Source organism: Microbispora sp. H10836, assembly GCF_012999525.1.
In the GTDB taxonomy this organism is placed as follows: domain Bacteria; phylum Actinomycetota; class Actinomycetes; order Streptosporangiales; family Streptosporangiaceae; genus Microbispora.
This window is the reverse complement of record NZ_JABBWU010000020.1, coordinates 25,292-49,189: the sequence shown is the minus strand read 5'-3', so window position 1 is coordinate 49,189 and position 23,898 is coordinate 25,292. Positions and strand designations below refer to the sequence as shown.

Below are 23,898 nucleotides of genomic sequence, written 5' to 3'. Positions count from 1 at the left end.
CGCCGGCCGAGGGCCGGCGCTGCGACGAACCGCACGATCACGGCTGGTCATGGAGCAGCTCACCACCCCTCCCCGCGACCTTCCGCACGATCACGTCCTTGTCTTTGGCGGGGGGTGGGGGGCGGTGGTAGGGGGCCAGGATCCGGGCCGGCGTGTCGAACCGGGCGAGCCGCCGCATCCAGGCGAATCCGGCGCCGAACAGGCCCGCCACCACGACCAGCACGGCCTGGCCGAGCACGGAGTTGTACTCCTCGACGTACGAGCGGTTGAAGACGACCAGCGCGGCGGCGAACGCGAGGGCGGTGCCGACCACGATCTGCACGCTCTTGCGGGTGGACCTGCGCTCGGCCTCCACGCGCCGGCGCATGTCCAGCTCCTCGCGCGCGGAGACCGCCAGGGCCGAAAGCACGTCGCGCAGACCGGGCCCGCGCAGCCGCGAGTTGAGGATCAGCGCCGCCACCACGAGATCGGCCGAGGGGTCGTCCAGCTCGTCGGCGAACATCCGCAGCGCGTCGGCGAGCGGCATCCGCGTGTGCAGCCGGTCGACCAGGGCCCGCAGGTGTGGTCGCAGCGTGGGGGCCGCGGCCCGGATCGACGAGGGGATGGCCTGTTCGAGCCCGGCCGCGCCGGCGATAGTGTCGCGCAGCGACTCCGTCCACGCCGCCAGGCCCTCCAGGCGCCGCATGGCGGCCCGCTCCTCCGCCGCGCCGCCGGTGAAGCCCCGCCAGGCGAGGACCAGCAGTACGGCTCCCGCCGCGATGACCGGCCAGCCGGTCACCACCAGCACCACGACACCGGTGACCGCCGCGATCGCCGAGCGCGTGGACAGGGCGCGCAGCAGGCGCATCCGCTCGGCCCTGCCGTCGGGACCGGCCGGCCGGGGGCGCAGGCCGTACAGCGCCAGGGCGAGCAGGAAGAGCCCGCCGCCCGCCGCGGCGCCGGCCAGCAGCACCAGGGGGTCGAGGACGCCGGGAGGCAGCAGGCCGCTCATCGCCACGCTCCCCGCGCCGGGTCGTACCCGTGGGCGGCCAGTTCGTCCGCGCAGGAGATCGGGGCGTGCGGCACCAGGTGGTCGCCCGCCATGGCGAACACCTCCGAGGACAGCACGCGCCCGTCGCAGCCCGTGACCTCCCGGACGCTGGACACGTAGCGGCGCAGGGTGCCTCCCCGGTGGTAGTCGTTGCGCTTCTCGATGAACACCACGAAGTCGATGGCCCCGGCGATGAGCATGTGGGTGGCCTCGATCGGCAGCCGTTCCTCGGCCTGCAGCGCGTACGTCGCGATGCGGTTGAACACCTCCATGCTGGAGTTGGCGTGGATCGTCGACAGCGACCCGTCGTTGCCCTGGGTCATCGCGTTGAGCATCGTGACGATCTCGTCGCCCAGCACCTCGCCGACGATCACCCGCGAGGGGTTCATGCGCAGCGACCGCCGGACCAGCTCGGCCATCGTGATCTCGCCCTGTCCCTCGGAGTTGGGCAGGCGGTGCTCGAAGGCGACGACGTTGGGGTGCAGCTCGGGGAACTGGTCGAGCCCCAGCTCCAGCGCGCGCTCCACCGTGATCAGCCGCTCGTGTGTCGGGATCTCGTTGGCCAGGGCCCGCAGCAGCGTGGTCTTCCCCGCGTTCGTCGATCCCGCGATCATGATGTTCTTCCGCGCGGCCACCGCGGCCGTGAGGAACCGGCCCAGCTCGGGGGTGAGCGTGCCGTTCCCGACGAGGTCGCTGAGGAACACCTTGCCGAGGCGGGCGCGGCGGATCGACAGCGCCGGCCGCACGGTGACGTCCATGACGGCCGACAGGCGGGAGCCGTCCGGCAGGCGCAGGTCGAGCTGCGGGTTGGCGGTGTCGAAGGGCCGCGACGACAGGCCCGAGTACGCCGCGAGGATCTGGATCAGCTCGACGAGCTCCTCGTCGGTCTCCGCGACGGGGTCGTGCATGAGCTCCTGGCCGTCGGCGTAACCGACGAAGACCCGGTCGCAGCCGTTGATGTCGATGTTCTCGACCTCGGGGTCGTCGAGCAGCGGCTGCAGGCGGCCGACGCCGAACAGCGCGGCGTGGATGCCCGCCGCCAGCGCCTCCTCCTCCTCGGCCGTGGGCGGGGTGCGGCCGACGCCGATCTCGCTCCGCGCGTGCTCCTCCAGCACCTGCGCGATCAGGGCCCGGGCGAACTGCCGCTCGTCCTCCCCCGACATCGGCGGCACGCCGCTCGCCTGGTCGAGCCGCCGCTGGTGCGCCAGCCGGTCGCCGACCTCCTGCCGGAACCGCTTCACCAGACCGTGGTCGATCGGCCGCCGCTGGGAGTTCACGACCGCACCTCCGGCTCCCTGTTCGCCGTGTTCGCCGTCCTGATGACGGGCGGCGCCGCCGCCGTGTCGCCGCCCGCGACCGGCTGCGCGGCCAGGCGCGTGGCCAGTTCCCTGGCCGTACGGATCAGAAGGCTGCGGTCGAGCCGCCCGCCCCACTGCCCGCGCAGCAGTTCGGCGCCCTTCGGGTCGTACGCGAGGCCGCCGACGAAGGCGACATCCCAGCCGGAGACGATGCGCCTGATCTCCTCCAGCGACGACCGGTACGACCGGGGGTCGGCGATCACCACGACCCCGACCTTGCGCCCGATGAGCGACAGCCGTTCGCGCAGGTGGGCGACGTGGTCGAGGCTGGCCCGGGTGAACAGCACCACCTGGTCGGCCTCGGCCACCAGGTCGCCGATCTGGGGGTGCAGCCCCAGCCGGCCGCAGTCGGCGAGCACGTCGGCCTGCGGCAGGGCGGCGAACGCCCGGCCGAGCGGGCCCCACAGCCAGGTGAGGCCGGCCGCCTGCTCGCCGTTGGTCAGGCCGGCCAGCACGTCGAGGCCGCCGACGAGCCGCTGTGTGTGCTCGTAGATCAGCTCCGCGTGGAGCCCGCGCCGCGCGACCGCGCCGAGGCTGAGCAGGCCGCGCCCGGGGTTGAGCACGCTCCCGTCGTCGCCGGGCAGCCGGTAGGCGAGGTCGCCGCCGGAGGGGTCGCACTCGGCCAGCAGCACCGGGCGTGGCCACACGGCGCCGAGGGCGGTCGCCGCGGTGGTCACGCCGGGCGCCCCCTTGTCGGCGGCGAGCACGATCAGCGCCACGTCACTTGACCCCCGGGAGCGTGATGAGGGCGATCTCCCCGCTGGAGGCGTACTGGGCGACGGCGGGCGCGATCGACGTGTCGACGACGACCGTGACCAGCCCGCCGCCCGAGCGCCCGGAGCCCACGCCGTGGACGCGGGCGGCGGTCGCCAGCACCTTCTGCTGGGCGGTGGCCGACCCGCGGCCGGCCGCCGGCACGTAGATCACCTGGACGACGTCGCCGCTCCTCAGGTCGGCCGGCATCTGTCCGGCCTTGAGCGACAGGCCCACCTTGGCCTTGCCCGGTCCGACCTGGTCGGTCGTCTTGGCGGTCATCGGCTCGGTGAGCAGTGTGCCCGGCAGCAGCGTCACCCGGGCGTACGTCGTGGCCACCTGGTCCTTGAACCGCCAGGGGACGTAGTCGACGCCGGTGTCGGCGATCTGCACCTCCTGCATCGCGGACAGCGGGATGAGCTGCCCGGCCCCCACCTGCTGGGTGATCCGCACGGCCGAGACGCGGTCGCCGCTGCGTATGACGAGCAGCGTGGTGGCCAGCGCGCCGCCCAGGATGAGGAGGACGGCGAGCGCGGCGAGCGCGGGCTTGCGCTCCCTCGGCGGGACGGGCAGCTTACGCACGGCCGGCCCGGACAGGCCGGGCCGTGCGGGTGCCCGGCCGTCCTGCGACGTCTTCTCGCTGATCCTCATGGGTGGGGGACTCCCAGGGATGAGGGCGCCCTTCTGTTTTCGGGCCGCTCGAATTTGTTTACGGTCTTGCCGTTTGTTGCGAATTCACTCCATTATGGCCAGCTTGCGCCGCCATAAGTGCCCTGATGCGCGACCCATGCTTATCCGTTAGGAATACGCCTGTCAACGGGAGTCGATCTATCGCCATATCGACACAAGGCTTTACTCTCACGATATTTCGTGATAGTACGTATGCACTTCTTTCCCAGTTGTCACAGCATTCACACTGTTCGTGCTATTGCGGACGGCACGCAAGCGGATCCGTACGCGGAAGGACTCTCCCGGCGGTGACGTCGAAGTGTGCCATGCCAGGCACCTTTACCTTTTCCGGAAAACGCCCAGATGAGCGCGGGTGGCCCGGCTACGGTGTCTCCGCAGGGCCGCACCCGGAGATCTTCACGGGAACGCGCCGGGATGAAACGCTTTCCGCGAGGCCGCCGTACAACCGCCTTCTGGGAGTTCGCGCATGCGGATAACGCTCACCGTGGTCGGCGAGGACGGCCGTCGCGACGTGCTGGTCGAGGGCGACGAGAGCACCACGGCCGCCGCCCTCGCCGCGGCGCTCGCCGGTCTGCTCGACGGCGCCACCTCCCGGCCGGCCAACGTCGTACGGCTCCCGCACGCCCGCGCGCCGTACGACCTGGACCTGGACCGGGACCGGCAGGCCCGGCCCCCGGGCGAGGTGAAGCTGTGGGTCGACGGCCGCCCGATCGACCCGGACGCGCCCGTGTTCGGCCTTCTCAGGGATGGCGACCTGGTCTCCGTGGACGGCCACGCCGCCGTGGCGACGGTGACCGAGGAGCCCGGCGGGCAGGCCGAGCTGCGCGTGGTGGGCGGGCCCGGCGCGGGAGCCGTCCACCGGATCGGGTTCGGCGCGCACACGATCGGCGCCGACCCCGCCTGTGCGATCTCCGTACCCGACCCGCGGATGCCGCCGGTCGCGCTGGTGGTGCGGCTGGCCCCCGGCACGGCCACCGTGGAGCCCGCGACACCCGCGACCTCCGGCGGCGACCCGGTGGCCCGGCTGGAGGGCGAGCCCCTCACGAAGGCCGTGCCGTGGCCGGCCTCGGGCATGCTCGCCTGCGGCGGCTCCGTTTTCGCTCTGGGCCCGGTCCTGCCGCCCGACACCCACCTCGACGCACTGCCGGACGGCGGGCTCGCCTACAACCGCCCACCGCGCCTGCAGCGGCCGGAGCGGCAGCGGCGGTTCACGGTCCCCGCAGAGCCGAAGCGGGGCGAGGGCATGCGGCTGCAGCTGCTGGCCGCGCTGCTGCCCGCCGTCCTCGGTGTGGTCATGGCCGCCGTCACCGGCACGTGGTACTACCTGCTGATCGCGTTCATGACGCCGCTCATCATGATCGGCCAGTGGGTGAGCGACCGCAGGCACGGCAGGAAGAAGCACCGCCGGGCGCTCAAGGCGTACCGCGAGCGGCTGGCCGCCTTCGAGGAGGAGGTGGCCCGCGCGGTGCGGCAGGACGAGGAGGCCAGGCGCGGCGGCGCGCCCGATCCGGCCGAGGTGCTGCTCACCGCGACCGGCCCGCGCCGCCGGCTCTGGGAGCGCCGGGTGCACGACCGCGACGCGCTGCGGCTGCGCGTGGGACTGGCCGACCTGCCCGCTGACCTGGAGTTCGAGCCCGAGAGCGGCACGCCCCAGGACGTCCCCCGCCGGGAGCCGCCCCCCTGCCACGACGTCCCGGTCGCGCTGGTCATGCGGCGTCTCGGCGTGGCCGGGCTCACCGGCCCGAGGGACGTGGCGCTCGGCTGCGCTCGCTGGCTCGTCGGCCAGGCCGCCGCCCTGCACAGCCCGCGCGACCTGGCCGTCGTGGTGCTGTCCGCCAACGCCGACGGCGCCGGGCAGTGGGGCTGGGTGCGCTGGCTGCCGCACTGCGCCCCGGACGCCGCCCGCGGAGGCGCCCTGTCGTCCGACTGCGCCGCGCTCGTCGGCGCCGACCCCGAGGCCGCCGCCCGCAGGGTCGCCGAGCTCGCCGCCCTGGTGACGGAACGGCTCGACGCCGAGAACGGCTCGGGGCCCTACCCGGGGGTGCCGCGCGGCGCCCGCCTGTCCGGCGGCCCGGCCGGCTGGGACGACCTGGGGCGCGCGAGCGGCAACCGGCCCGCCGAGCCGGCCTTCGCGACCTACGACGAGCGGCCGTTCGACGTGCTCGTCGTGCTCGACGGCGCCCAGGTGCTGCGCGGCCTGCCCGGCATGCCGCAGGTGCTGCGGCAGGGTCCGCGTGCCGGGGTCTACACGCTCGCGATCGACGACGACGAGCGACTGCTGCCCGAGGAGTGCGCGACGGTCGTGTCCTGCGACCGCGACGGCGGTGTACGCCTCCACGGTGGCGGGCTCGACCCGATCACCGGCATCCGCGCCGACCAGGTCTCGCCGTCCTGGGCCGAACGCCTGGCCCGCGCGCTGGCCCCGCTGCGCGACGTGAGCCGCGACGACCCCTCGGCCGCCCTGCCCGACGCGGTCCGCCTGCTCGACCTGCTGGAGGCGCCGCTCGACCCCGCCGCGCTCGCCGAGCGGCAGGGCCGTACGACCCGGGCCCTGATCGGTGTGGGACCGGACGGGCCGTTCGAGGTGGACCTGAGCAGAGACGGGCCGCACGCCCTGGTCGCGGGCACGACCGGCGCGGGCAAGTCGGAGCTGCTGCAGACGCTGATCTGCTCCCTCGCCGTGGCCAACCGGCCGGACGAGATGACGTTCGTGCTCATCGACTACAAGGGCGGGGCGGCCTTCAAGGAGTGCGTACGGCTCCCGCACACGGTCGGCATGGTGAGCGACCTCGACGGCCACCTGACCCAGCGGGCCCTGTCGTCGCTGGCCGCCGAGATCCGGCGCAGGGAACGCCTGCTGCTGGACGCGGGGGCCAAGGACATCGAGGACTACCAGCGGGCCCGGGGCGCCACCTGGGTGCTCGGCGCGGGCGGCGTCCTGCGGGCGCGCGGCGGCGGCATCTTCGCCGCGCCGGTGCCGGAGACGGCCGGGACCAGGGAACTGCCGCCGCTGCCCCGGCTCGTGCTGATCATCGACGAGTTCGCCGCCCTGGTCACGGAGCTGCCCGACTTCGTCGAGGGGCTGGTCGACATCGCGCGCAGGGGCCGCTCGCTCGGCATCCACCTGATCCTCGCCACCCAGCGGCCCGGCGGCGTGGTGACCGCCGACATCCAGGCCAACACCTCGCTCAGGATCGCGCTGCGGGTCACCGACGCCACCGAGTCCGCCGACGTCATCGACGTGCCGGACGCCGCGCACATCTCACGTACGACGCCGGGCCGCTGCTACGTGCGGGCGGGCTCCGCAGCGCCCGTGGCGGTGCAGACCGCCAGGATCGGCGGCCGCACACCCCAGCCGCGAAGTGCGGGAGCGGCCGACGCCGGGGAGACCGTGCGGGTGCTCGATCTGCCCTGGCAGGCGCTCGGACACCCGCTGCCCGCCCCGCCCGCCCAGGCCGCGGACGGCACCGATCTGGCCCTGCTCGTGGACGCGCTGCGGGAGGCCGGGAGCGACATGCCCCGTCAGCCGAGCCCGTGGCTGCCGCCGCTGCCCGGCCAGGTCGTCCTCGACACCGGGACCGCGGACTCCCCGGGGGGCCTGCTCGCGGGCGCCGCGCCGTACCGGCCGGGGTTGGAGGAGGTGCCGCCGCTTCCGTTCGGCGTGACCGACCTGCCGTGGGAGCAGGGCCGCCGCCCGCTCGCGCTGGACATGCGGCACGGCGGCCACCTGCTGATCGCGGGCGGGGCGCGCAGCGGCCGCTCCAGCGCGCTGCGGACGATCGCGGGCTCGATCGCGGCCGGCGCCTCCCCCGAGGACGTGCACGTCCACGCCGTCGACTGCGGGTCGGGCGCGCTGCTGCCGCTCGTCGCGCTGCCGCACTGCGGCGCGGTGGTCACCCGCGACCAGCTCGACCGGGTGGAGCGCCTGCTGACCCGCCTGCGCGCGGAGGTCGGGCGCCGTCAGCACCTGCTGGCCGAGGCCGGGTACGCCTCGCTGGCCGAGGCGCGTGCCGCCGCCCGCTCGCGGGCCACCCGCGACCGTACGGGCGTGGGGGCCCTGCCCTGGATGGTGCTGCTCGTGGACCGCTGGGAGGGGTACGTCGCCGCGTTCGAGAACTACGACTACGGGCGACTGGTCGACGCCCTGCTGCAACTGCTGCGGGAGGGACCGGCCGTGGGCCTGCGGGCCGTGGTCACCGCCGACCGGTCGGGCCTGCTCGGGCAGATCTCCACGGTCTTCGAGGACCGGCTCGTGCTGCGACTCGCCGACCCCGCCGACTACGGGCTCGCCGGGCTGCCCCTGCGCGACCTGCCGAGCTCCATGCCCCCCGGCAGGGCCCTCGCCGTCGGCGAGCACGGCCTGGCGGAGAGCCAGCTCGCGCTGCTGTGCGACGACCCCTCGGGCCCCGCGCAGGTGGCCGTCCTGCAGGAGCTCTCCCGTACGGCGGCGGCCCGGTTCGGCGGCTCTGACCTGCCGGGGAAGTGGGCCTGGCCGTCGGAGCCGCCGCTGCGGGTGGACGCGCTGCCGATGCGGATCACGGCGCGGCAGGCGCTCGACCTGGCGCCCGCGCATCGGCCGCCCTCGGCCCTGTGGGCGCTGCTCGGCGCGGGCGGCGACGCCCTCGCCCCGATGGGCGTGGACCTGCAGGGCCAGGGCCCGGCCGCGGTGATCGCCGGGCCGCCGCGATCGGGAAGGTCGTCCGCGCTGGTCACGGCGGCGCGCTCACTGCTCGACCGGGGCACGCCCGTGCTCGTCGTGACCCCGCGCCGCAGCCCGCTGCGCGACCTCGCCGGGGCGCCGGGGGTGCTCGCCGTGCTGGACGGCAACGCCAGAAGCGTGACCGGCGGCGGCGCGGACGACTTCGGCGGCCTGCCCGGCGCGCTCGACCCGCTCGCGCTGGTCGCCGGGCACGAGCGCTACGTGGTGGCCGTGGACGACGCGGAGCTCATCTCGCCCGACTCCGCGCTCGGCCTGGCCCTGGACGAGATCCTGCGCACCGGGCGGGACGGCGAGCACGGCCTGCTCATCGCCGGGGCCACCGGCGACCTGGCGACGGCCTACCGGGGGTTCGCGGCGGAGGCGCGCAAGGGCAGGACCGGCCTGCTGCTCAACGTGCAGAGCCCGGCCGACGGGGACCTGTTCGCCGTACGGCTGCCGCGCGGCGCCGTCGGCGGGCCTCCCGGGCGCGGCCTGCTCGTCGTCTCGGGCACCGCGACCCCGATCCAGGCCGCGGCGCCGGACTGAGACCCGGCGGACCCGGCGGACCCGGCGGACCCGGCGGACCCGGCGCTCCCGCCCGGGGCCGGGAGAGGCGTTTTTGCGCACCGCCACTATTCGGGCCGCTCGACGGAAACACCGCGTTGAATACGGAAACCGCCGGACCTCCATGGCATTCCATGGTGGTCCGGCGGCCGGCTGTCAGCGAGTCGCGGACTCGATGTTGCCGCGGTAGGTGGTGATGACCCGGGAGGCCTCGTTGAGCTCTTCCGCCATGCGCTGGAACGCCGCTCGGTAGCTCTGCCAGGCGTCGTGGAAGCGCTGCGCGCCGGGGCCGGTCCAGGCGGTGCCGACCTTGGCCGCCTCACGGTCGAGGTTGGCCATCGTGGCGCGAACCTGGTCCGCCTGCTGGCTGAACTGCGCGGCCATGCCCTGCATCTCCGCGGGGTCGCCGCCGAGCAAGCTGTTACTCATCCAGTCACTCCTTCATCGACAAAGGGGCCGCCCTCACCGTAAATCGTTTGTCAATCTTGTGAACCCCTTATGCCGAGCGGCTATATCCGCGGCCTGGGAAATCTGGCTTTTCCACCACTCCATTCCCTTTTTTCCGCACGCCCGGAAAGGCGTCCACTGCCCGTCGGTGGCTTCGCCCCGGATCCCCCGGGACATCACGGCCTCCACCGGAGCAGGCGAGGCCCGCCCGAACGCCGCACCGGTTCCCCGGCGATCCGAAGCCGTGATCACAAGGACGCCGCCGGATCAATATGCTGGCGGTCATGCCCTCTGACAGGGAGAGGTGACGTGCAGACCCGGAAGGACCTCTATCAGGCATACCGGCTGATGCAGCAGCGCCTGGGTCAGGCCCTGCTGCAGGGAGAGCCGGACGTGGCGGAGTCGCCGATGCGGCGGCACAACCTGGCCACGTTCTGCGGAGTCCTGCTGTCGGTGCTCCTGCTCGCCGTCTTCGGCATCTGGGGGGTGATCAAGCCGGGCGGCGCCACCAAGCTCACCGAGCCCGGCCAGCTCCTCGTCGAGCAGGACACCGGCGCGACCTACGTCTACAGCCGGCAGGAGCGCGTGCTGCTTCCGGTGGCGAACTACGTCTCCGCCCGGCTGCTGCTCGACACCGCCGACGTGACGGTGCGCGACGTCTCCGCCGCCTCGCTGGCCGAGCTGCCGCGCGGGCCGCTCGTCGGCATCCCCGGCGCGCCCGACTCGCTGCCGGCCAAGGACAAGCTGGTGCACGGCCCGTGGTCGGTGTGCGTGGTGGACGGCCCCGACGCCACCGGGGCGCCACGGCCGTACGTCACGCTGGTCGGCGGCCTGGACGTCGGCGGCAGACCCCTCGGCGGCGGCGCCATGGTCGTGGACGACGGCCGGCAGAAGTGGGTCGTCTGGGGCGACCGGCGGATGCGGGCGAGCTCCAGCGCGGTGAGCGCCCTGAACGCCCAGCCCAGGAAGGTGCCCGCCGCCTGGCTCAACGCCGTGCCCGAGGGCCCCGACTTCGGCGGCCCGAAGGTGCGCGACCTGGGCAAGAAGGTGCGAGGGCCCGGCGGGGGCACGGCGGCGGTCGGGCAGGTCTTCACCGTGCCCGGCATCGCGGGGGCCCCGGCCCGCTGGTACGTCCTGCTGTCCGACGGCCTCGCGCCGATCACCCTCACCCAGGCCACACTCATGCTGGCCGACCCGGGCATCAAGGCGGCGTACGGCAGGCGTCCCCCGCGGGCCGTCACGATCGACGCGGCCACGGCCAACGCCGCGCCGTCCAAGCAGAGCGTGACGGGCGGCGGGCTGCCCGAGACGATGCCCGCCGTTGTCTCCCCCGCCTCCACCTCGCCGCTGTGCGCGGTCTACGCCGGCGCCCGCGGCGGCTCGACCCGGGCGACCCTGACGGTCGGCGCCTCGATCGCGATCCCCACGCCCCGGACCCCCGGCGGCCAGGAGAGCTTCGACCAGGTGCTGCTCCCGCCCGGATCGGCGGCGGTCGCCGGGATGCTGCCGGGCGAGGGACAGGTGGCGTCGATCACGAACTACTACCTGGTCACCGACCAGGGCCGCAGGTTCGCCGTCGCCTCGGCCGACCTGCTGCCGAAGCTCGGCTACGACGCCTCCGACGCCACGCCGGTGCCCGCGCACCTGCTGCACCTCATCCCCGAGGGCCCGGCGCTCGATCCCGCCGCCGCCCGCGTGCCCGTGCCGGCGGGCAGGTAGGTCAGCCGCCGAGGCGGCGGAAGTCGTCCAGGTTATGCTGGTAGAACGCGATGTCCTCGGCCAGCCGGTCGCGCAGGAAGCTCTCGGGCTCCGCCTCGCGGGCGGCCAGGCCCGTCTCGGTCCAGAAGGCCTCGGCGGGCACCTCCCGCTCGCCCGGCGGGATGAACTTGAGCACCTCTGCGAGCGCGTCCCTGGCCGCCTCCCAGCCGCTCACCACCCGCAGGAAGAGGCTCTCGTCTCCCGGCTCCTCGGCGTACTCGAGGTCGTCGGCGAGCGCCCGGCGCGCGTACCCCGCACCCGCGAGCCGCCACTGGCCGGGGTCGAGCAGCGCGGACAGTCCGACGCCGAACGGCTCTCCCTCGTCCCGGGCCTCCGCCTCGCTCGCGTACGGCACGAGCACCTCGACGCCGCCGGACCGCAGCGTCCACCCCTCGGGACCCTCGACCGGCGGCTCCTCCCGGCCGGCCTCGTCCACCGTCAGCGCGAGATACAGCCGGGCCTCCGCGAGCGTCCGCGCGTGCGGGATCGGCACTGCCTCCTCCATCAGAACCTCGGCAGGGGGAGCGTCGCCTTCGGGCAACGGGGGAATGCCGTCCCTGACTGGTTTCTCTCGGGGCTCATCGCGGATTCCTTTCCTCAGGCGCATTAGATGTACGGCGCTGTAATGATGATCGCGTGACTCGTCAGGTGCGCACCTCCCCCGGCGCGGCGTACGACCTCGGATACCACGTCGTGTGGTGTCCGAAGTACCGCCGCCCGGTCCTCGGCGGGCGGGTCAAGACACGCCTGGAGGAGCTGATCCGCGCCAAGGCCGACGAACACCGCCGGGAAATCGTGGCGCTTGAGGTGATGCCCGACCACGTACACCTGTTCGTCAAGCCGCACCCGAAGAACTCGCCGTCGTATGTGGCCAACCAGTTCAAGGGATTCACCTCCCACCACTTGCGCGCCGAGTTTCCGCACCTGCGCTCGCAGTTGCCCACGCTGTGGTCACGGTCGTACTTCGTGGCCACCGTCGGCGCGGTCTCCGCGCAGACCGTGCAGCGCTATATCGAGACGCGGTACGAGCGGCCCAGGGCAGGCCGCCGTGCGTAGGTCGTACAAGTTCCTGCTGCGCCCCACCTCCAAGCAGTCCGCCGCGCTCGTGGCGTTCCTTGAGGATCACCGGCAGCTCTACAACGCCGCCCTTGAGCACCGGCGCACCGCCTCCCGCAAGGCCGGTGTGACGGTGCGGTACGGCGACCAGTCCGGGGAGTTGAAGCACATCCGCGCCGACGACCCAGAAGGTCAGGGCCGGTGGTCGTTCTCCTCCCAGCAGGCCACGCTGCGGCGATTGGACAAGGCGTTCGCCGCGTTCTTCAAGCGAGTCCGCGAGGGCCGCACGCCGGGATACCCCCGTTTCAAGGCGCGGGGCTGGTTCGACACCGTCGAATGGCCCAAAGACGGCGACGGCTGCCGGTGGGACTGCCAGCCCGAACACCCGGCCGCGACGTACGTGCGGTTGCAGGGCATCGGGCATGTACGTGTACACCAGCACCGCCCGGTGCGCGGCAGGGCGAAGACGATCAGCGTGAAGCGGGAAGGCGATCGCTGGTATTTGATCCTGTCGTGCGACGATGTGCCCGCGCAGCCCCAGCCCGCGACGGGCCCGGTCGTCGGGCTGGACATGGGCGTGGCCTCGCTCGTCACCACCAGCCACGGGGAGCATCTGGCCAACCCGCGCCACCTGGAAGCGTCGGCCGATCGCCTCGCGGCGGCACAGCAGGGGCTCGCCCGCAAGAAACGCGGGTCCAAGCGCCGCCGTAATGCCGTGGCCCGTGTCGCGGCGCTGCACGCCAAGGTGCGGCGGCAACGTTTGGACAGCGCACACAAGGCCGCGCTCGCCGTGGTGCGCGGCTACGACGTGATCGTGCATGAGGACCTGCGTATCGCGAATATGACCCGCAGCGCGTCCGGCACGATCGAGCGGCCTGGCCGGAACGTGGCGCAAAAGTCTGGCCTCAACCGGAGCATCCTGGACGCGGGTTGGGGGGTGTTCCTGCGTGTGCTCGCGCACAAGGCTGAAAGCGCCGGTCGAGAGCTGATCGCGGTGAACCCTGCCAACACCTCCCGAACGTGTGCCCGCTGCGGGCACTGCGCTGCGGAGAACCGCCTCACCCAAGCCGAGTTCGCCTGTACGGCGTGCGGGCATACCGCGCACGCCGACGTGAACGCGGCCAAGAACATTCTCAGGGCAGGGCTTGCCCTTCGCGACGCCGCGGAAGCGGCCTAGCGAGAAGCCGCTCCCTTCAGGGAGCGGAGGAGTCACTCCAGCCACCTTAGGCCCCGGCCAGCTCGCGGTAGGTGTCGCGGACGACGAGCAGCCGGTCGAGGCGGAACCGCCCCGGCTCGGCGGCGCGTACGGCCCGGCCGCGCTCCGACCAGAACGCCTCCTCGGGCACCTCGTCCTGCCCGGGCGGGACGAACTTGATCACTTCTTCGACCGCCGCCCGCGCGATGGACAGCGCCTGCCGCCGTTCTCCTCCCTCCGGGAGAGGGCCCTCCGGGACGTTGCCCGCCGTCAGGTCGGCCACCCACATCCACTCGCCGGGGTCCAGCAGCTCGGACGGCTCCGCGCCGCCGAACGTCGGGTAGCCGGTGGGCGTCACCTCGCGCTCGGGAAGACCGAACAGGTACTCCCGCTCGGCGCCGCACGCCGCGCACCGCCCCTCGTAGCAGGTGACCAGCTCCCCCTCGGCACTCGCCAGGCCGCTGTCCCAGTCGGTGCCGGCCGAGCCGCAGGCGCAGGGGTTCAGGTCGAGGTAGAGGTGCGCCTCGTCCCTGCTCCTCGCGATCGAGTACGGCATCAGATCACCTGTCCCTGTCCGGTCTCCTTCTCGAGGGCGTCGTCGTCCTCGTCGTCGGGCGGTTCCCCGCCCGAGGGGTTGCTGAGCCTGCGCATCCGCTCCCAGACGTCGAGGACCGGCGCGGGAGGCGGCGCGGTGACCCACGGCGGCGGGGGCGCCGCCTGACCCCGCGCGCCGAGGTCCCGGGCGACCGCCTCGATCTCGTGCCGCAGTCGCGCCCGTTCCTCGTCCGAGGACGCCGCCAGCCACTTGCGGGACAGGTACGCGTGCTCGTTGCGGCGGGCGGCGGCGCACGCGTCGTAGCCGGGATCGAGGGCGTTCAGGAAGGCGCGCACCACGCCCTGCTCCGCCGCGGCGCGCTTCTGCAGGGTGTCGCTGATCTCGTGCAGCAGCACCCGGGCCACCACGTCGGGGGCCAGTCTCGGCGCGAGCCGGGTCACGTGCGGGTCCGTGCCCGTGTGGACCTCCGTACGGCCCGGGCGTCCGCCGCCGGGGTCCTCGGGCAGCACGGCGAAGCGCTGTGTGCCGAACCGGGTGGTCTCGACGGTGACGACCGTGCCGTCCGGCGTCACGGTCACGGCCTGGACGCCCCTGCCGAAGTCCGACGGGCGCAGGTCGGCGACGGCCGTGGGGATCTCGTCGTTCGACAGGTCGGGCAGGTGCGGGGCCCGGCCGTCGGCCACGAAAGCGGTCCTCTCCATGGCCTCGGCCGTCACGCTGCCGCCGGGAGGGCCGGTGACGAGGGGGTTGCCGCCCCAGGTGCCGTCCGCGGCGGTCTCGGGCACCGGCCAGCCCGGGTCGGCCGGTGTGTCCCTGGACACGCCGAGGGCGCCGAGCCGTTCGGCGATCCGGTCGGCGAACCCGCCGGGCCGCCCGTCGTACAGGTCGCGCAGGTCGAGGTCGTGCCGCCCGGCCAGCGCCACCAGGTCGGGCGGCACCCTGCCGAGCGCCTCGGCGAAGGAGTCGCCGGTCAGCTCGCCCACCGGCGTGGCGCGGTAGCGCTCGACGGTGCCGTCGGGCCGCCTGAGGTGGAGGTGGACGTCGGCGCCGAGGTCGCGGGCGAGCAGCCTGGCCTCCTCCACGAGCGCCGTGGGATGCGCGTGGCCGAGGTCGGCCACGATGCCCACCGGCAGCGTTCCCGTCCGTCCTCTGAGCGCCTCGGCCATCGCCCTGGTCGGCGCCGCCGGGTCGTACGACGGGTGCCTCGCGGCCATCCCGCGCACGGCGTCGTGGGAGAAGAAGACGCCGGGCGCGGCCGGCCGCTGCCGCCGGAAGTCCCACAGCGGCCGGGCGGGAGCGGCGTCGCGACGGGCCAGCATCTCCTCGAACGCGTGCTGGAACATGATCAGGTGGGCCCTGCCGGTGGCACCGTGGGGGATCTCCACCGTCCGCTGCAGCGTCTCCGCGCCGTTCGGCGCCACCCGGCGCACCTCGAACCGGAGGTCGAAGTCGACCCGGAAGCGCACCAGGGCCCCGGTGCCCTTCTCGAACACGCTGGTCTCGTCGCGGACGCCGCCGCTGCCCGAGCTCGACTGCGCGGTCTGGTCGCCGGCGCCGAGATCGGTGCCGGCGCCCGCGGCGAGCCCCCCGCTGTACGTCCGGCCGAGCGGCAGCATCTGCCCCCGGTCGGTGGACGTGCCCGCGACGTTCTGCTCGCGGTCCACCTGTCCCAGTTCGGTGTCCTGCAGGTTCAGGGCCACCGGGTCGGGCTCGGAGAGGTCCGCGTGCACCCGGACGTCCACCACCTGGCCGGGGCTGCCCGGCATCGGCAGCCGGATGAGCCGGTGACCGTCGGGGCCGGTCATCCGCTCCAGCCGGGTCGCCAGCCCGTTGCCGGTGAAGGCCTTGGCCAGCTCGGCGTAGTGCTCCATGGCGGCGGTCCCGCCGAGGAGGTCCGCCCGGGCGAGCCGGCCGAACACCGCGCGCAGCAGCCCGTCGGCCTTGATCCCCTCCGTCGCGAAGACCTCCGGCGGCGCGACCCGCCGTACGTCGGGCCGGGCGGGCCGCCTCGGGGGAACCGTGCCCTCCTTCGCCACCATGCCGTCCGGCAGCACCCGGGTCATGGTGCCGTGCAGCGTGACGTGGCTGGTCCGGGGGACGCCGGTGGTCCTGGCGACGGCGCCGCGCAGGCGGCCCGGCGACCGCTCGACCTCGATCCTGATGGTCACCGGATGCTCGACGAGCTGCCCGCCGCGGAACGCCGAATGACGCTGGATGCGGGTCCGCTGGGTGCCGACGGAGGCCGTGCCGGTGTGCGAGCGGTCGGTGGCCGCCGCTCGGCCGCCGCTGCCGACGTCCTGTCCCGCTCCGGCGTTCGCGCTGCCGCCGAACGTCCTGCCGGACGACTCGGCGGCGTCCTGCTGGCCGTAGGTGTAGTCCTGCAGGATCTGGCCGAAGTTGTGGACGCTCCCGCCGTACGTCGCCTGGTCACCGTGGAGTTCCGCCGTGATCCTGAGCGTCACGTCCTCGGTGAGGTGCGGGCCGATCCTGAGCGAGTACGTCTTGACGAAGCCGGCCGGTCCGGTCATGTCGTCGAGCTTGCCCCACCAGCGTCTGCCGGCGAAGTCGCCGAACAGGCTGCGCAGCAGGACCGGGTCGCGCTTCAGCGCGCCGGGCGCCACCGTGCCGATCTGGCCGAGCACCTGGTCGAGCAGCCGGGTCCGCGTGCCGTCCGGAGCCGTGAGCCGGACCGACTTCACGGTGCTCTCGCCGAGGGAGTCCTCGTACAGGTCGGGGACGTCCACACGGGTGGCGAGATCCGGCAGCCTGTCCTGCATCTGCTTGAGCCCGGCCGCCCGGCCCAGGGGGAAGTCCTTGACGAGCCGTTCGAAGAGCACGGCGCGGGGGTGCTTCTTCTCCAGGTCGGGCCGGGGATGACCGGCCCTTCGCGCCAGCGCCCGGTCGGCCAGGTATCTGCGGACCATCGGCACCGCCGTACGCGGGTCGAGCTGGAGGGTGCCGTCGAGCAGCCGCGTCACCGCGTCGGCCACCTGCCCGAGCGGGAGCTTGACCTCGCCCTTGCCGTACAGGGCGAGGGCGTCGCGCTCGGGGAGGGAGTAGACGACCGTTCTGCCCGGCAGCTCGGCGTTGGCCCGGCGGTTTCCCGGCTCGTCCCCGGAGACCGTGATGTCCGTCTTCATCGCGAACACGTAGTGCTTGCCGGTGTCGATGGCCAGCCGTTCCCTGCCCCAGATCGCCGTGTCGGTGGTCGAGGACGCCCTGCTCCCCGCCCCGGACACGCCGGCCCCCTGCGTGCCGCCCAACGGGCCGGGCAGATCCTCGTTCGCGCCGGTCGAGACGTCGGCGGACCGTCCGCCCCGCGTCTCCATCCGCGTGGAGTGCGCGCCCATCGTGAAGTTGATGTCACCGATCACCAGGTCGGCCGCGGTGACGAACGTCGACTCGCCCGGCTCGGCCGTTATCCACGCCGACGCGCGGTGCGTACGCAGGCCGCGCGGGCGCACGGCCATCGCGGTGCCGTACGTGCCGGCCGGCCGGCCGGGGTCGGCGGCCAGCCATTCCGGGTGGGAGATGAGGCTGCGCACGTTGAACGCCTCGGCGAGGTGGTGGTACGACATCGAGCCCGGCCGCATCGCCCTCGGCAGCACCGAGCCGAGGGCGTCGAGCACGCCGCTCCCGTCCACGTGCAGCAGGGTGGCGAGGCTCAACGCCTCCCTGGACGTCGGGTGGGCGGGCGAGGGCTCCGTCCGCCGCTCCGGCAGCAGGTCGGCGGGCAGCAGCACCCGCATCCACACGTCGTCGCTCTCGGCCAGCGTCCTGGTCTTCCCGTCGGCCTCGACGAGTTCCACGGTGAGCGTGTGCGGGACCTCGAAGACCGCCGCCGGAGAGGTGGCCTCGATCAACGTGACGTGGTTGACCGTGTCGTTGAGGGTCGTGCCGGCCGTGCGCCCCTTGCTGCCGTGGAAGCCCGGCCCGCCGCCGGTCGAGCCGTCCTCGCCCGGCTTCGTCTCCAGGCCGAGGCCCGGGCCGAGGTCGCCGGACCGGCCGCCCGACCTGCTGACCGACCGGCCGGAGGTCTCCGACGAGATGTCGAGGTCGGCCACGATGTCGGCGGCGCTGGTGCCCTGGAACTCCTCACTGCCCGACTGCTTCAACCGGATGCGCATCGTGTGGTGCCGGGTGGGCCGGCCGATGCCCTGGCTCACCAGGTCGAGGACGATCCCGTCCTGCCTGGCCTGGTCGTATCCGGTCTGCAGCCGGGCCGGGGAGAACTGCTCGGCCACCTCGATCATGTTGGCGATCTGGCTCGCCCGGGTCAGCGGGTCGCGGGACAGGCCGCCCTTCTCGTCCGGCAGCAGGCCCTGCTTGCGCAGCGCCGCCACGACCTTCGCACGCACGTCGTCGAAGTTCCGGACGCTGTCCTGCCGGTCGCTCACCTGGACGAGCGCGGGCCCGGCCCCGGACTCGCGCGACCAGCCGGGCAGCTCGGGCAGGCGGCCCTTCGGCGTGCCGGGCTTCGGGTCGTCCCTCAGCCGGCCGTCCTTCCGCAGAGCCGAACGGTCGACGGGGAGGCCGTAACGGTAGGCCTGCGACTCGGGCATGCGGAACAGGCCCGTGCTCCGGCCTTCGACGGCGGCGCGAGGAGCGTCGTCGCTGTTCAGATGCACGGTGACCGTGTGTTCGAGCTCCAGCGCGTACGCCTGGGTGTGGCCCGCCCAGCGCTGCACGCTCGGCCTGATGGCGGTCCCGCCCGCGCTCATCGACCGCGACCGCGACCAGGAACGGCCGAGCCCCATGGTGAACCGCGGGGTGGCGGTCTTGTATCCGTCGAGACCGACGTCGCCGAGCATGCCCTGGTCGTCGATGGGGAGCTTGACGCCCGCGGTGCCCTTCACCTCTCTGGACCGGCCGGCCGAGCGCGAGCCCGACGCGCCCGAGAATCCCACGCGCAGCCGTTCCAGGCGGTGCTTGACGCTCGGCGTGCCGACCGGCCGTGCCGTCTTCATCAGGACCTCGGTCTTGATCCGCACGTAGCCGATCACCCGCCCGTTCGCGGTGATCGGGCGGCGCAGACCGTCGGGATCGTTGATCGCCTCGCCGAGCCGGGCCGGCAGCTCCTTCGTCAGGATCGTGAAGATCTGGTCGCGCGTCATGCCGCCGATCTCGGGCCGGCCGGCCCGCGCCGCGGTGCGCTCGGCGAGGTCCGCGAGTCCGGTCAGCCCGGTGACGGAATGCTCGGGGAACGGCGTGCGCCGCCACTGCTTCACCGGCAGCCGGGTGACCTCGGCCGGTCCCCGCTGCGCGTGCGTGTGCGGCAGATAGATCCGCAGGCTCAGCGCGTCGCCGGGTGTGCCGCTGTCCACGCGCGCCCGCTCGGTGCCGGTCGCGGTGCGCAGCTCCACCTCCGCCGAGGCGAGCCCGTCGAGCACCAGCGCCTCGCCCGCGTTGTCCTGCACCGCGCCGGCCAGCGCGAACTCCGACGCGTTGCCGTTGAACGACTCGCTCCGGCCGAAGGTGAAGCCGCCGTTGAACAGGCCGAACCTCATCAGCGTCCCGAGCCAGTGGATGTCCTGCAACGGGGCGCTCAGTGCGTTCAGGTCGAACTTCGGCGCCAGGCTGAGGGCGCGGTTGGCGGTGGCGGAGGCCGAGCGGCCGCCCTGCGGCAACTGGCCGAGCATCGACTGCGAGTGACGCACCGGATGGCCGAAGACCTCGACCAGGTCCGTGACCTTCAGCCGCAGCCGCAGCTCGCCCCGCGTGCCGCGGCCCACCCGCAGCAGCGCGCCGTCCGGCGACACCAGCCACCTGAAGTTCGAGCGCAACACGTGCGACAGCTCGTCCGGCGAGTAGCGCTGGTCGACTCCCGCGCGTTCGAGCATGTCGTTGACGACCTGCGTGAGCCGTTCGAGGTGGGGCAGCCGGCCCGCCGGTGTGGCCTCGGACAGAACCTCGGATAGGGCCTTCGATGACGGCACGGCGTCCGCGAACGCCTCCGTGTACGCGGTGTGGGCGGCCTCCGCGTCCCGGGCCGACTGGGCGACCTTCGCCGGCAGTGGGCCTGTCCGGCCCGCGGGCAGGGCGTTCAGCGCGTTCTCGAGCTCCTCGTACGCCCTGCGCGCCTCGGCCGCCCGCGACGCCGCCCGCTCGTAGGCCTCCTTGCTCCGCTGTGCGCGCTCGGCCGTCCTGCGGTGGTCGTCGCGGTCCGCCAGCGCCTTGCGGCGGCGTTCCCCGGCGGTGTGGTCCTTCTGGCGTGCCGCCTTGCGGGCGTCCTTGTCCGCCTTGTGCGCGTCGAGCAGGGCCGCCCTGAGGCTCTTGTCCTTCTCCTGGACGGCCTCGCTCAGTTCGTCGGCCGCGTCCGCCAGCGTCTCCCGCTGGGTGCGGACCCGCGCGAGCAGATCCGCCACCGGATCGGGCGCGCTCTGGGTTGCCGTGCTCGGGGCCTTCTGGCTCTGCGCTGCCTGGCTCTGCGCTGCCTGGCTCCGGGCCGCCGTCCACGGGGGCGCCGGGGCGACGTGCCCGAGTCGCTCGATCTCACGCGCCAGCTGCTCGATCTCGTGCGCGATGGCGGGCCGTTCCGCTGCCGGTACCGCCCGCCACGTCCGGTCCAGCAGGGCGTGCTCCCGGTAGCGGGCCGTCACGCAGGCCGCGGCGTCCGGCTCTGCCGTACGGCTCAGGAAGGAGCGGATCACCCCCTGCCGGGGGCCGGAAAGCCGCTGGAAGACGTCGCTGATCTCGTGCAGCCAGACCCGGGGCAGGATGTCGTTCGCCAGGCGCGGCGACAGCCGTACGACGTGGGGGGCGCGGGCCGTGCCCGCCCGGACCCTGGTCCTGGCGAGACGGCCGCCGCGCACCCGGCCGATCTCGAACCGGAAGTGCTGGGCGCCCAACCGGCCCGTGTCCACGACGACCGTCCGCTCGCCGGCCCGGCTCAGCCCCGTCGCGTCAGGGCCGACGTCGGACGCCTGAAGTGCCAGAAAGCCCTGCTCCGCCTCCCGCGGCGACAGGTCGGCCAGGTGCGGCGACCTGCCGTCGGCCACGAAGAGGCTTCTCGCGATATCCGGGGCCGTCACCTTGCCACGCCCACGGGTCGTACGAGGTCCGGGCCGGGTGGTGGATCGCGGGCCGGCCGATGCCGTGGACGGCGCCGCGGACGGTGCTGCGGACGGTGCTGCGGACGGTGCTGCGGACGGTGCTGCGGACGGTGCCGCGGACGATGCCGTGGACGGCCCCGGCCCTCGCGCCGCCGGGTTGGCCGTCCCGGCGGGATCCGGCGCGACCGGACCCGCGGCGAGGCTCTCGGCGCGGCGGACGATCTCCGCGGCGGCGCCGGCGGAACGGCCGACGCGAAGAGCATGGTCGGGCCCGTGCGGCCGGACCGCCGCCGCCTCCTCCACCAGCCCGGCCCCCGCGTCGCTCAGCCGGTCGGGCCGCCAGCCGCGTGGGTTGTCCGCCAGCACCTCGCCCGCCACCTCCACGGCGGCGGCGCGGCTGTCCGGCGTCGTGCCGGACAGCCGGGCGAGCGCGTCGAGGGCTCCCTCCACCGGGTGGCCCCGGCTCTCCTCCGCGATCCTGGCCCCCAGCAGGGCGGCCGCCTCCGCGCGCAGCCGGGGCGCGTCCACGCCCTCGGCGGCACGCGCCGCGAGCCGATCGGCGAGGGCCTCCATGTCCTCACCCGAGAGCTGGATCGGCCTTCCGTCAGGACCGGTCAGCCTGGCGCCCCGGCCGTCGCGCAGGAGAAGCACATCGGGCGCGATCGTGAACAGCGCGTCGGAGACCGCCGTACGAGCCGACGCGTGCGCCGGGGCGGGGGATGCCGCCGTCGCACTCGACGCGCTCGCCGCGCCGGGAGCGGCGGCCGAGGCACCCGGCGTCGCGGTGTTCGCCGTGCCGGAGACCGATACGGCACCGGCAGCACCGGGATTGGCACCACCCGCGTTGCCCGGGTTCGCCGAACCGCCCGCGGCGGACGCGCCTGTCGCCGTGCTGCCCGCGCCAGTCGCACCGACCGCGCCGGCGGCGCCGGCCGCGTTGGCCGCGTTGGCCGCGTTCGCCGCGTTGCTTGGACCGGCCGCTCCGGGGTCGGCCCCCGGTGCCGAACCGGCGGCGGCCGGCTGGCTGGACGCGCTCTGCGCTCCGGCCGGCGCCTGACCGCTGCTCGCGGCGGACGCACCCGCCGCGTTCGCGGTGCCCGCGCTGACCGGGTTGGCCGCGTTGCCCACGTTGGACGTGCTCGCGGAACCGGCCGCACCGGGATGCGCGGTGCTCGCGCCGGATTGCGCGGGGGACGACGCGGTGGGGGCCGGCTGGCCTGGCCCACCCGACGCGGCGCTCGCCGAACCAGCTCCGCCGGGTGCGGCGGCCGACGCCTGACCGGAGCCGTTGGCCGGGGCGCTCGACACCGGCCCAGCCCCACCGGGTGCGGCGGCCGACGCCTGACTCGCACCGGACGGCGCGGCGGCCGGGCCGGCGGCGGGGTGCGCTGCGACGGACGCGGTGCTCGTGCCGCCCGCGCCCGTTTGCCCGCCATTGCTCGCGGTCTGGCCGCCACCGGCCGTACCCGTCTCGCCGGAACCCGGAGCGCCGCCGGAAGGCTGTCCGGCCGCGGGATCGGAGAAGGCACGGATCAGGTCGGTGCGCACGCTCGTGTCGTACGCCGAGGCCAGGGCCGTACGCGGGCTGACGACCGCCTGGACGACGTCGGGGTTGAACGGGCTGATCGTGTTCGTACGGCCGGCCCCGCCGAGAGCGGCCCCCAGCAGCGACTCCCCGTCGGGCATCTCCCACTGGCCGTACACGAGCCCGTTGCCCAGGACGCTTCCGGCCGGGGAGGCGATGACGTTGGTCAGGCCGGTCGTCAGCGCCCTGCCGGGGAAGCGCCTGAACGCGTTGCCGACACCCGGCGCGTCGGTGTTCAGCCTCCTGAGCAGGGGCGTCCTGTTGACGAGGTTGCTCACGGGGTGCGCGGCCCGCAGGCCGATGGCCGCGCCGCCCGCCGCGCCCACGGCGACGGCGCCGGTCTTCCTCCAGTCCCAGCCGTCGCGGGTGCCCATCCTCTGCTGCCGGCGCTGGGCGATGCCGTCGCCGGCGACCTCCTCGCCGATCTCCTCGACGAGCTCCCTGCCCAGGGGATTGGCGAGGATCCGGCCGAGCAGGCCGGCCCTGACCGAGGCCAGCGCGGTCCCCCGCGCGAGCGCCTGGGCGGCGGCGGGGCGTCCGGCGGCGACGGCGAGCCGTTCGAGGATCTTCAGCGTCTCGGCCCTGGCGCGGGCGGCGATGGGCCCGATGAACCTGGTGGAGGCACCGGCCGAGTAGAAGGCGGCGACGAGTGCGATGAACGTGGCGACCAGCGCGATCCAGAACACCACGTTGACCGACAGCTTCGAATACTGCGTCTCACGGGCGAACGCGTCGGCCTGCGCGGCGTAGGCGAAGTGGTTGTTCGCCACGCCGAGCAGGCCGGACTGCTCCGAGTAGTGCTCGCCGAGCCGGTTCAGGAACGCCTGCATCGACGGGCCCTGCATTCCGCTGAGCACGGAGACGGCCGCGGTTCCCACCGGATCGACGGACCGCACCAGGCTCACGGTCGCGGCCCGGTGCGCCCTGGCCAGCTCCCACAGCAGGCTCTCGCTCGCCTCCGGCCACGTCTGGCCCGCCGTGAGCAGGGCGATGAGGTCGTCGGCCCAGTCGGGCAGCGACTCGCCCCAGGCGGGCGTGACGTCGACGACCGAGCCGCCGCCGTCGGCGAACGTGGGCAGCCCGTCCCCCGCGGTCGAATTGACCTGGTTGTTCGCCGTGCCCGGGCTCGTTCCCGATGTGGCGGAGTGAGTCATC

The 23,898-nt window shown here is 74.1% G+C and carries 12 protein-coding genes; 4 read left to right on the top strand and 8 right to left on the bottom strand.

Going from position 1 to position 23,898, the window contains the following annotated elements; translation table 11 throughout:
• Positions 1-37: 37 nt before the first annotated feature.
• The 4 genes from HHX30_RS30500 to HHX30_RS30485 are packed head-to-tail and all read right to left on the bottom strand — an operon-like array spanning position 38 to position 3,792.
• Positions 38-991 carry a type II secretion system F family protein gene (locus HHX30_RS30500; RefSeq protein ID WP_169986124.1) on the bottom strand — a complete coding sequence of 318 codons (954 nt, stop codon included), beginning with the start codon at positions 989-991 and terminating at the stop codon, positions 38-40.
• Entirely contained in the window at positions 988-2,307 is a 1,320-nt protein-coding gene (locus HHX30_RS30495) for an ATPase, T2SS/T4P/T4SS family (RefSeq protein ID WP_311922930.1), read from the bottom strand. The genes HHX30_RS30500 and HHX30_RS30495 overlap by 4 nt, the downstream gene beginning before the upstream one ends.
• The gene (locus HHX30_RS30490) at positions 2,304-3,107 is read right to left on the bottom strand and encodes a hypothetical protein (protein ID WP_169986119.1); all 804 of its coding nucleotides are present in this window, start codon (positions 3,105-3,107) and stop codon (positions 2,304-2,306) included. Before HHX30_RS30490 ends, HHX30_RS30495 begins: the two co-directional genes overlap by 4 nt.
• 1 nt (position 3,108) lies before the next feature.
• Positions 3,109-3,792 carry a hypothetical protein gene (locus HHX30_RS30485; RefSeq protein WP_169986117.1) on the bottom strand — a complete coding sequence of 228 codons (684 nt, stop codon included), beginning with the start codon at positions 3,790-3,792 and terminating at the stop codon, positions 3,109-3,111.
• Positions 3,793-4,297: 505 nt separating this feature from the next.
• Here HHX30_RS30485 and HHX30_RS30480 point away from each other — a divergent pair.
• Positions 4,298-9,076, top strand: coding sequence for an FtsK/SpoIIIE domain-containing protein (locus HHX30_RS30480; protein ID WP_169986115.1), 4,779 nt, complete (start codon positions 4,298-4,300; stop codon positions 9,074-9,076).
• A gap of 174 nt (positions 9,077-9,250) precedes the next feature.
• Here HHX30_RS30480 and HHX30_RS30475 read toward each other — a convergent pair whose 3' ends face one another.
• Positions 9,251-9,523, bottom strand: coding sequence for a WXG100 family type VII secretion target (locus tag HHX30_RS30475; RefSeq protein WP_169986113.1), 273 nt, complete (start codon positions 9,521-9,523; stop codon positions 9,251-9,253).
• Positions 9,524-9,850: 327 nt separating this feature from the next.
• Here HHX30_RS30475 and eccB point away from each other — a divergent pair, with 327 nt between their 5' ends.
• Complete coding sequence (gene eccB / locus HHX30_RS30470; RefSeq protein ID WP_311922929.1) at positions 9,851-11,260, top strand: type VII secretion protein EccB; 1,410 nt, start codon at positions 9,851-9,853, stop codon at positions 11,258-11,260.
• A gap of 1 nt (position 11,261) precedes the next feature.
• On the opposite strand, the gene HHX30_RS30465 is transcribed toward eccB, so the two are convergent.
• Positions 11,262-11,792 (bottom strand): hypothetical protein, encoded by a 531-nt coding sequence (locus HHX30_RS30465; protein WP_211592779.1) that lies wholly within the window; start codon positions 11,790-11,792, stop codon positions 11,262-11,264.
• 143 nt (positions 11,793-11,935) lie between these two features.
• On the opposite strand from HHX30_RS30465, the gene tnpA reads away from it, so the two are divergent.
• Together tnpA and HHX30_RS30455 are read left to right on the top strand one after the other, a co-directional pair.
• Entirely contained in the window at positions 11,936-12,355 is a 420-nt protein-coding gene (gene tnpA / locus HHX30_RS30460) for an IS200/IS605 family transposase (RefSeq protein WP_169986109.1), read from the top strand.
• A complete protein-coding gene (locus HHX30_RS30455) occupies positions 12,348-13,532 on the top strand; it encodes an RNA-guided endonuclease TnpB family protein (protein WP_169986107.1) in 1,185 nt (394 codons plus the stop codon). Before tnpA ends, HHX30_RS30455 begins: the two co-directional genes overlap by 8 nt.
• A gap of 46 nt (positions 13,533-13,578) precedes the next feature.
• On the opposite strand, the gene HHX30_RS30450 is transcribed toward HHX30_RS30455, so the two are convergent.
• Both HHX30_RS30450 and HHX30_RS30445 read right to left on the bottom strand, forming a co-directional pair.
• Positions 13,579-14,106, bottom strand: coding sequence for a hypothetical protein (locus HHX30_RS30450; protein ID WP_169986105.1), 528 nt, complete (start codon positions 14,104-14,106; stop codon positions 13,579-13,581).
• Positions 14,106-23,897 (bottom strand): hypothetical protein, encoded by a 9,792-nt coding sequence (locus HHX30_RS30445; RefSeq protein ID WP_169986103.1) that lies wholly within the window; start codon positions 23,895-23,897, stop codon positions 14,106-14,108. The genes HHX30_RS30450 and HHX30_RS30445 overlap by 1 nt, the downstream gene beginning before the upstream one ends.
• Position 23,898 lies beyond the last annotated feature (1 nt).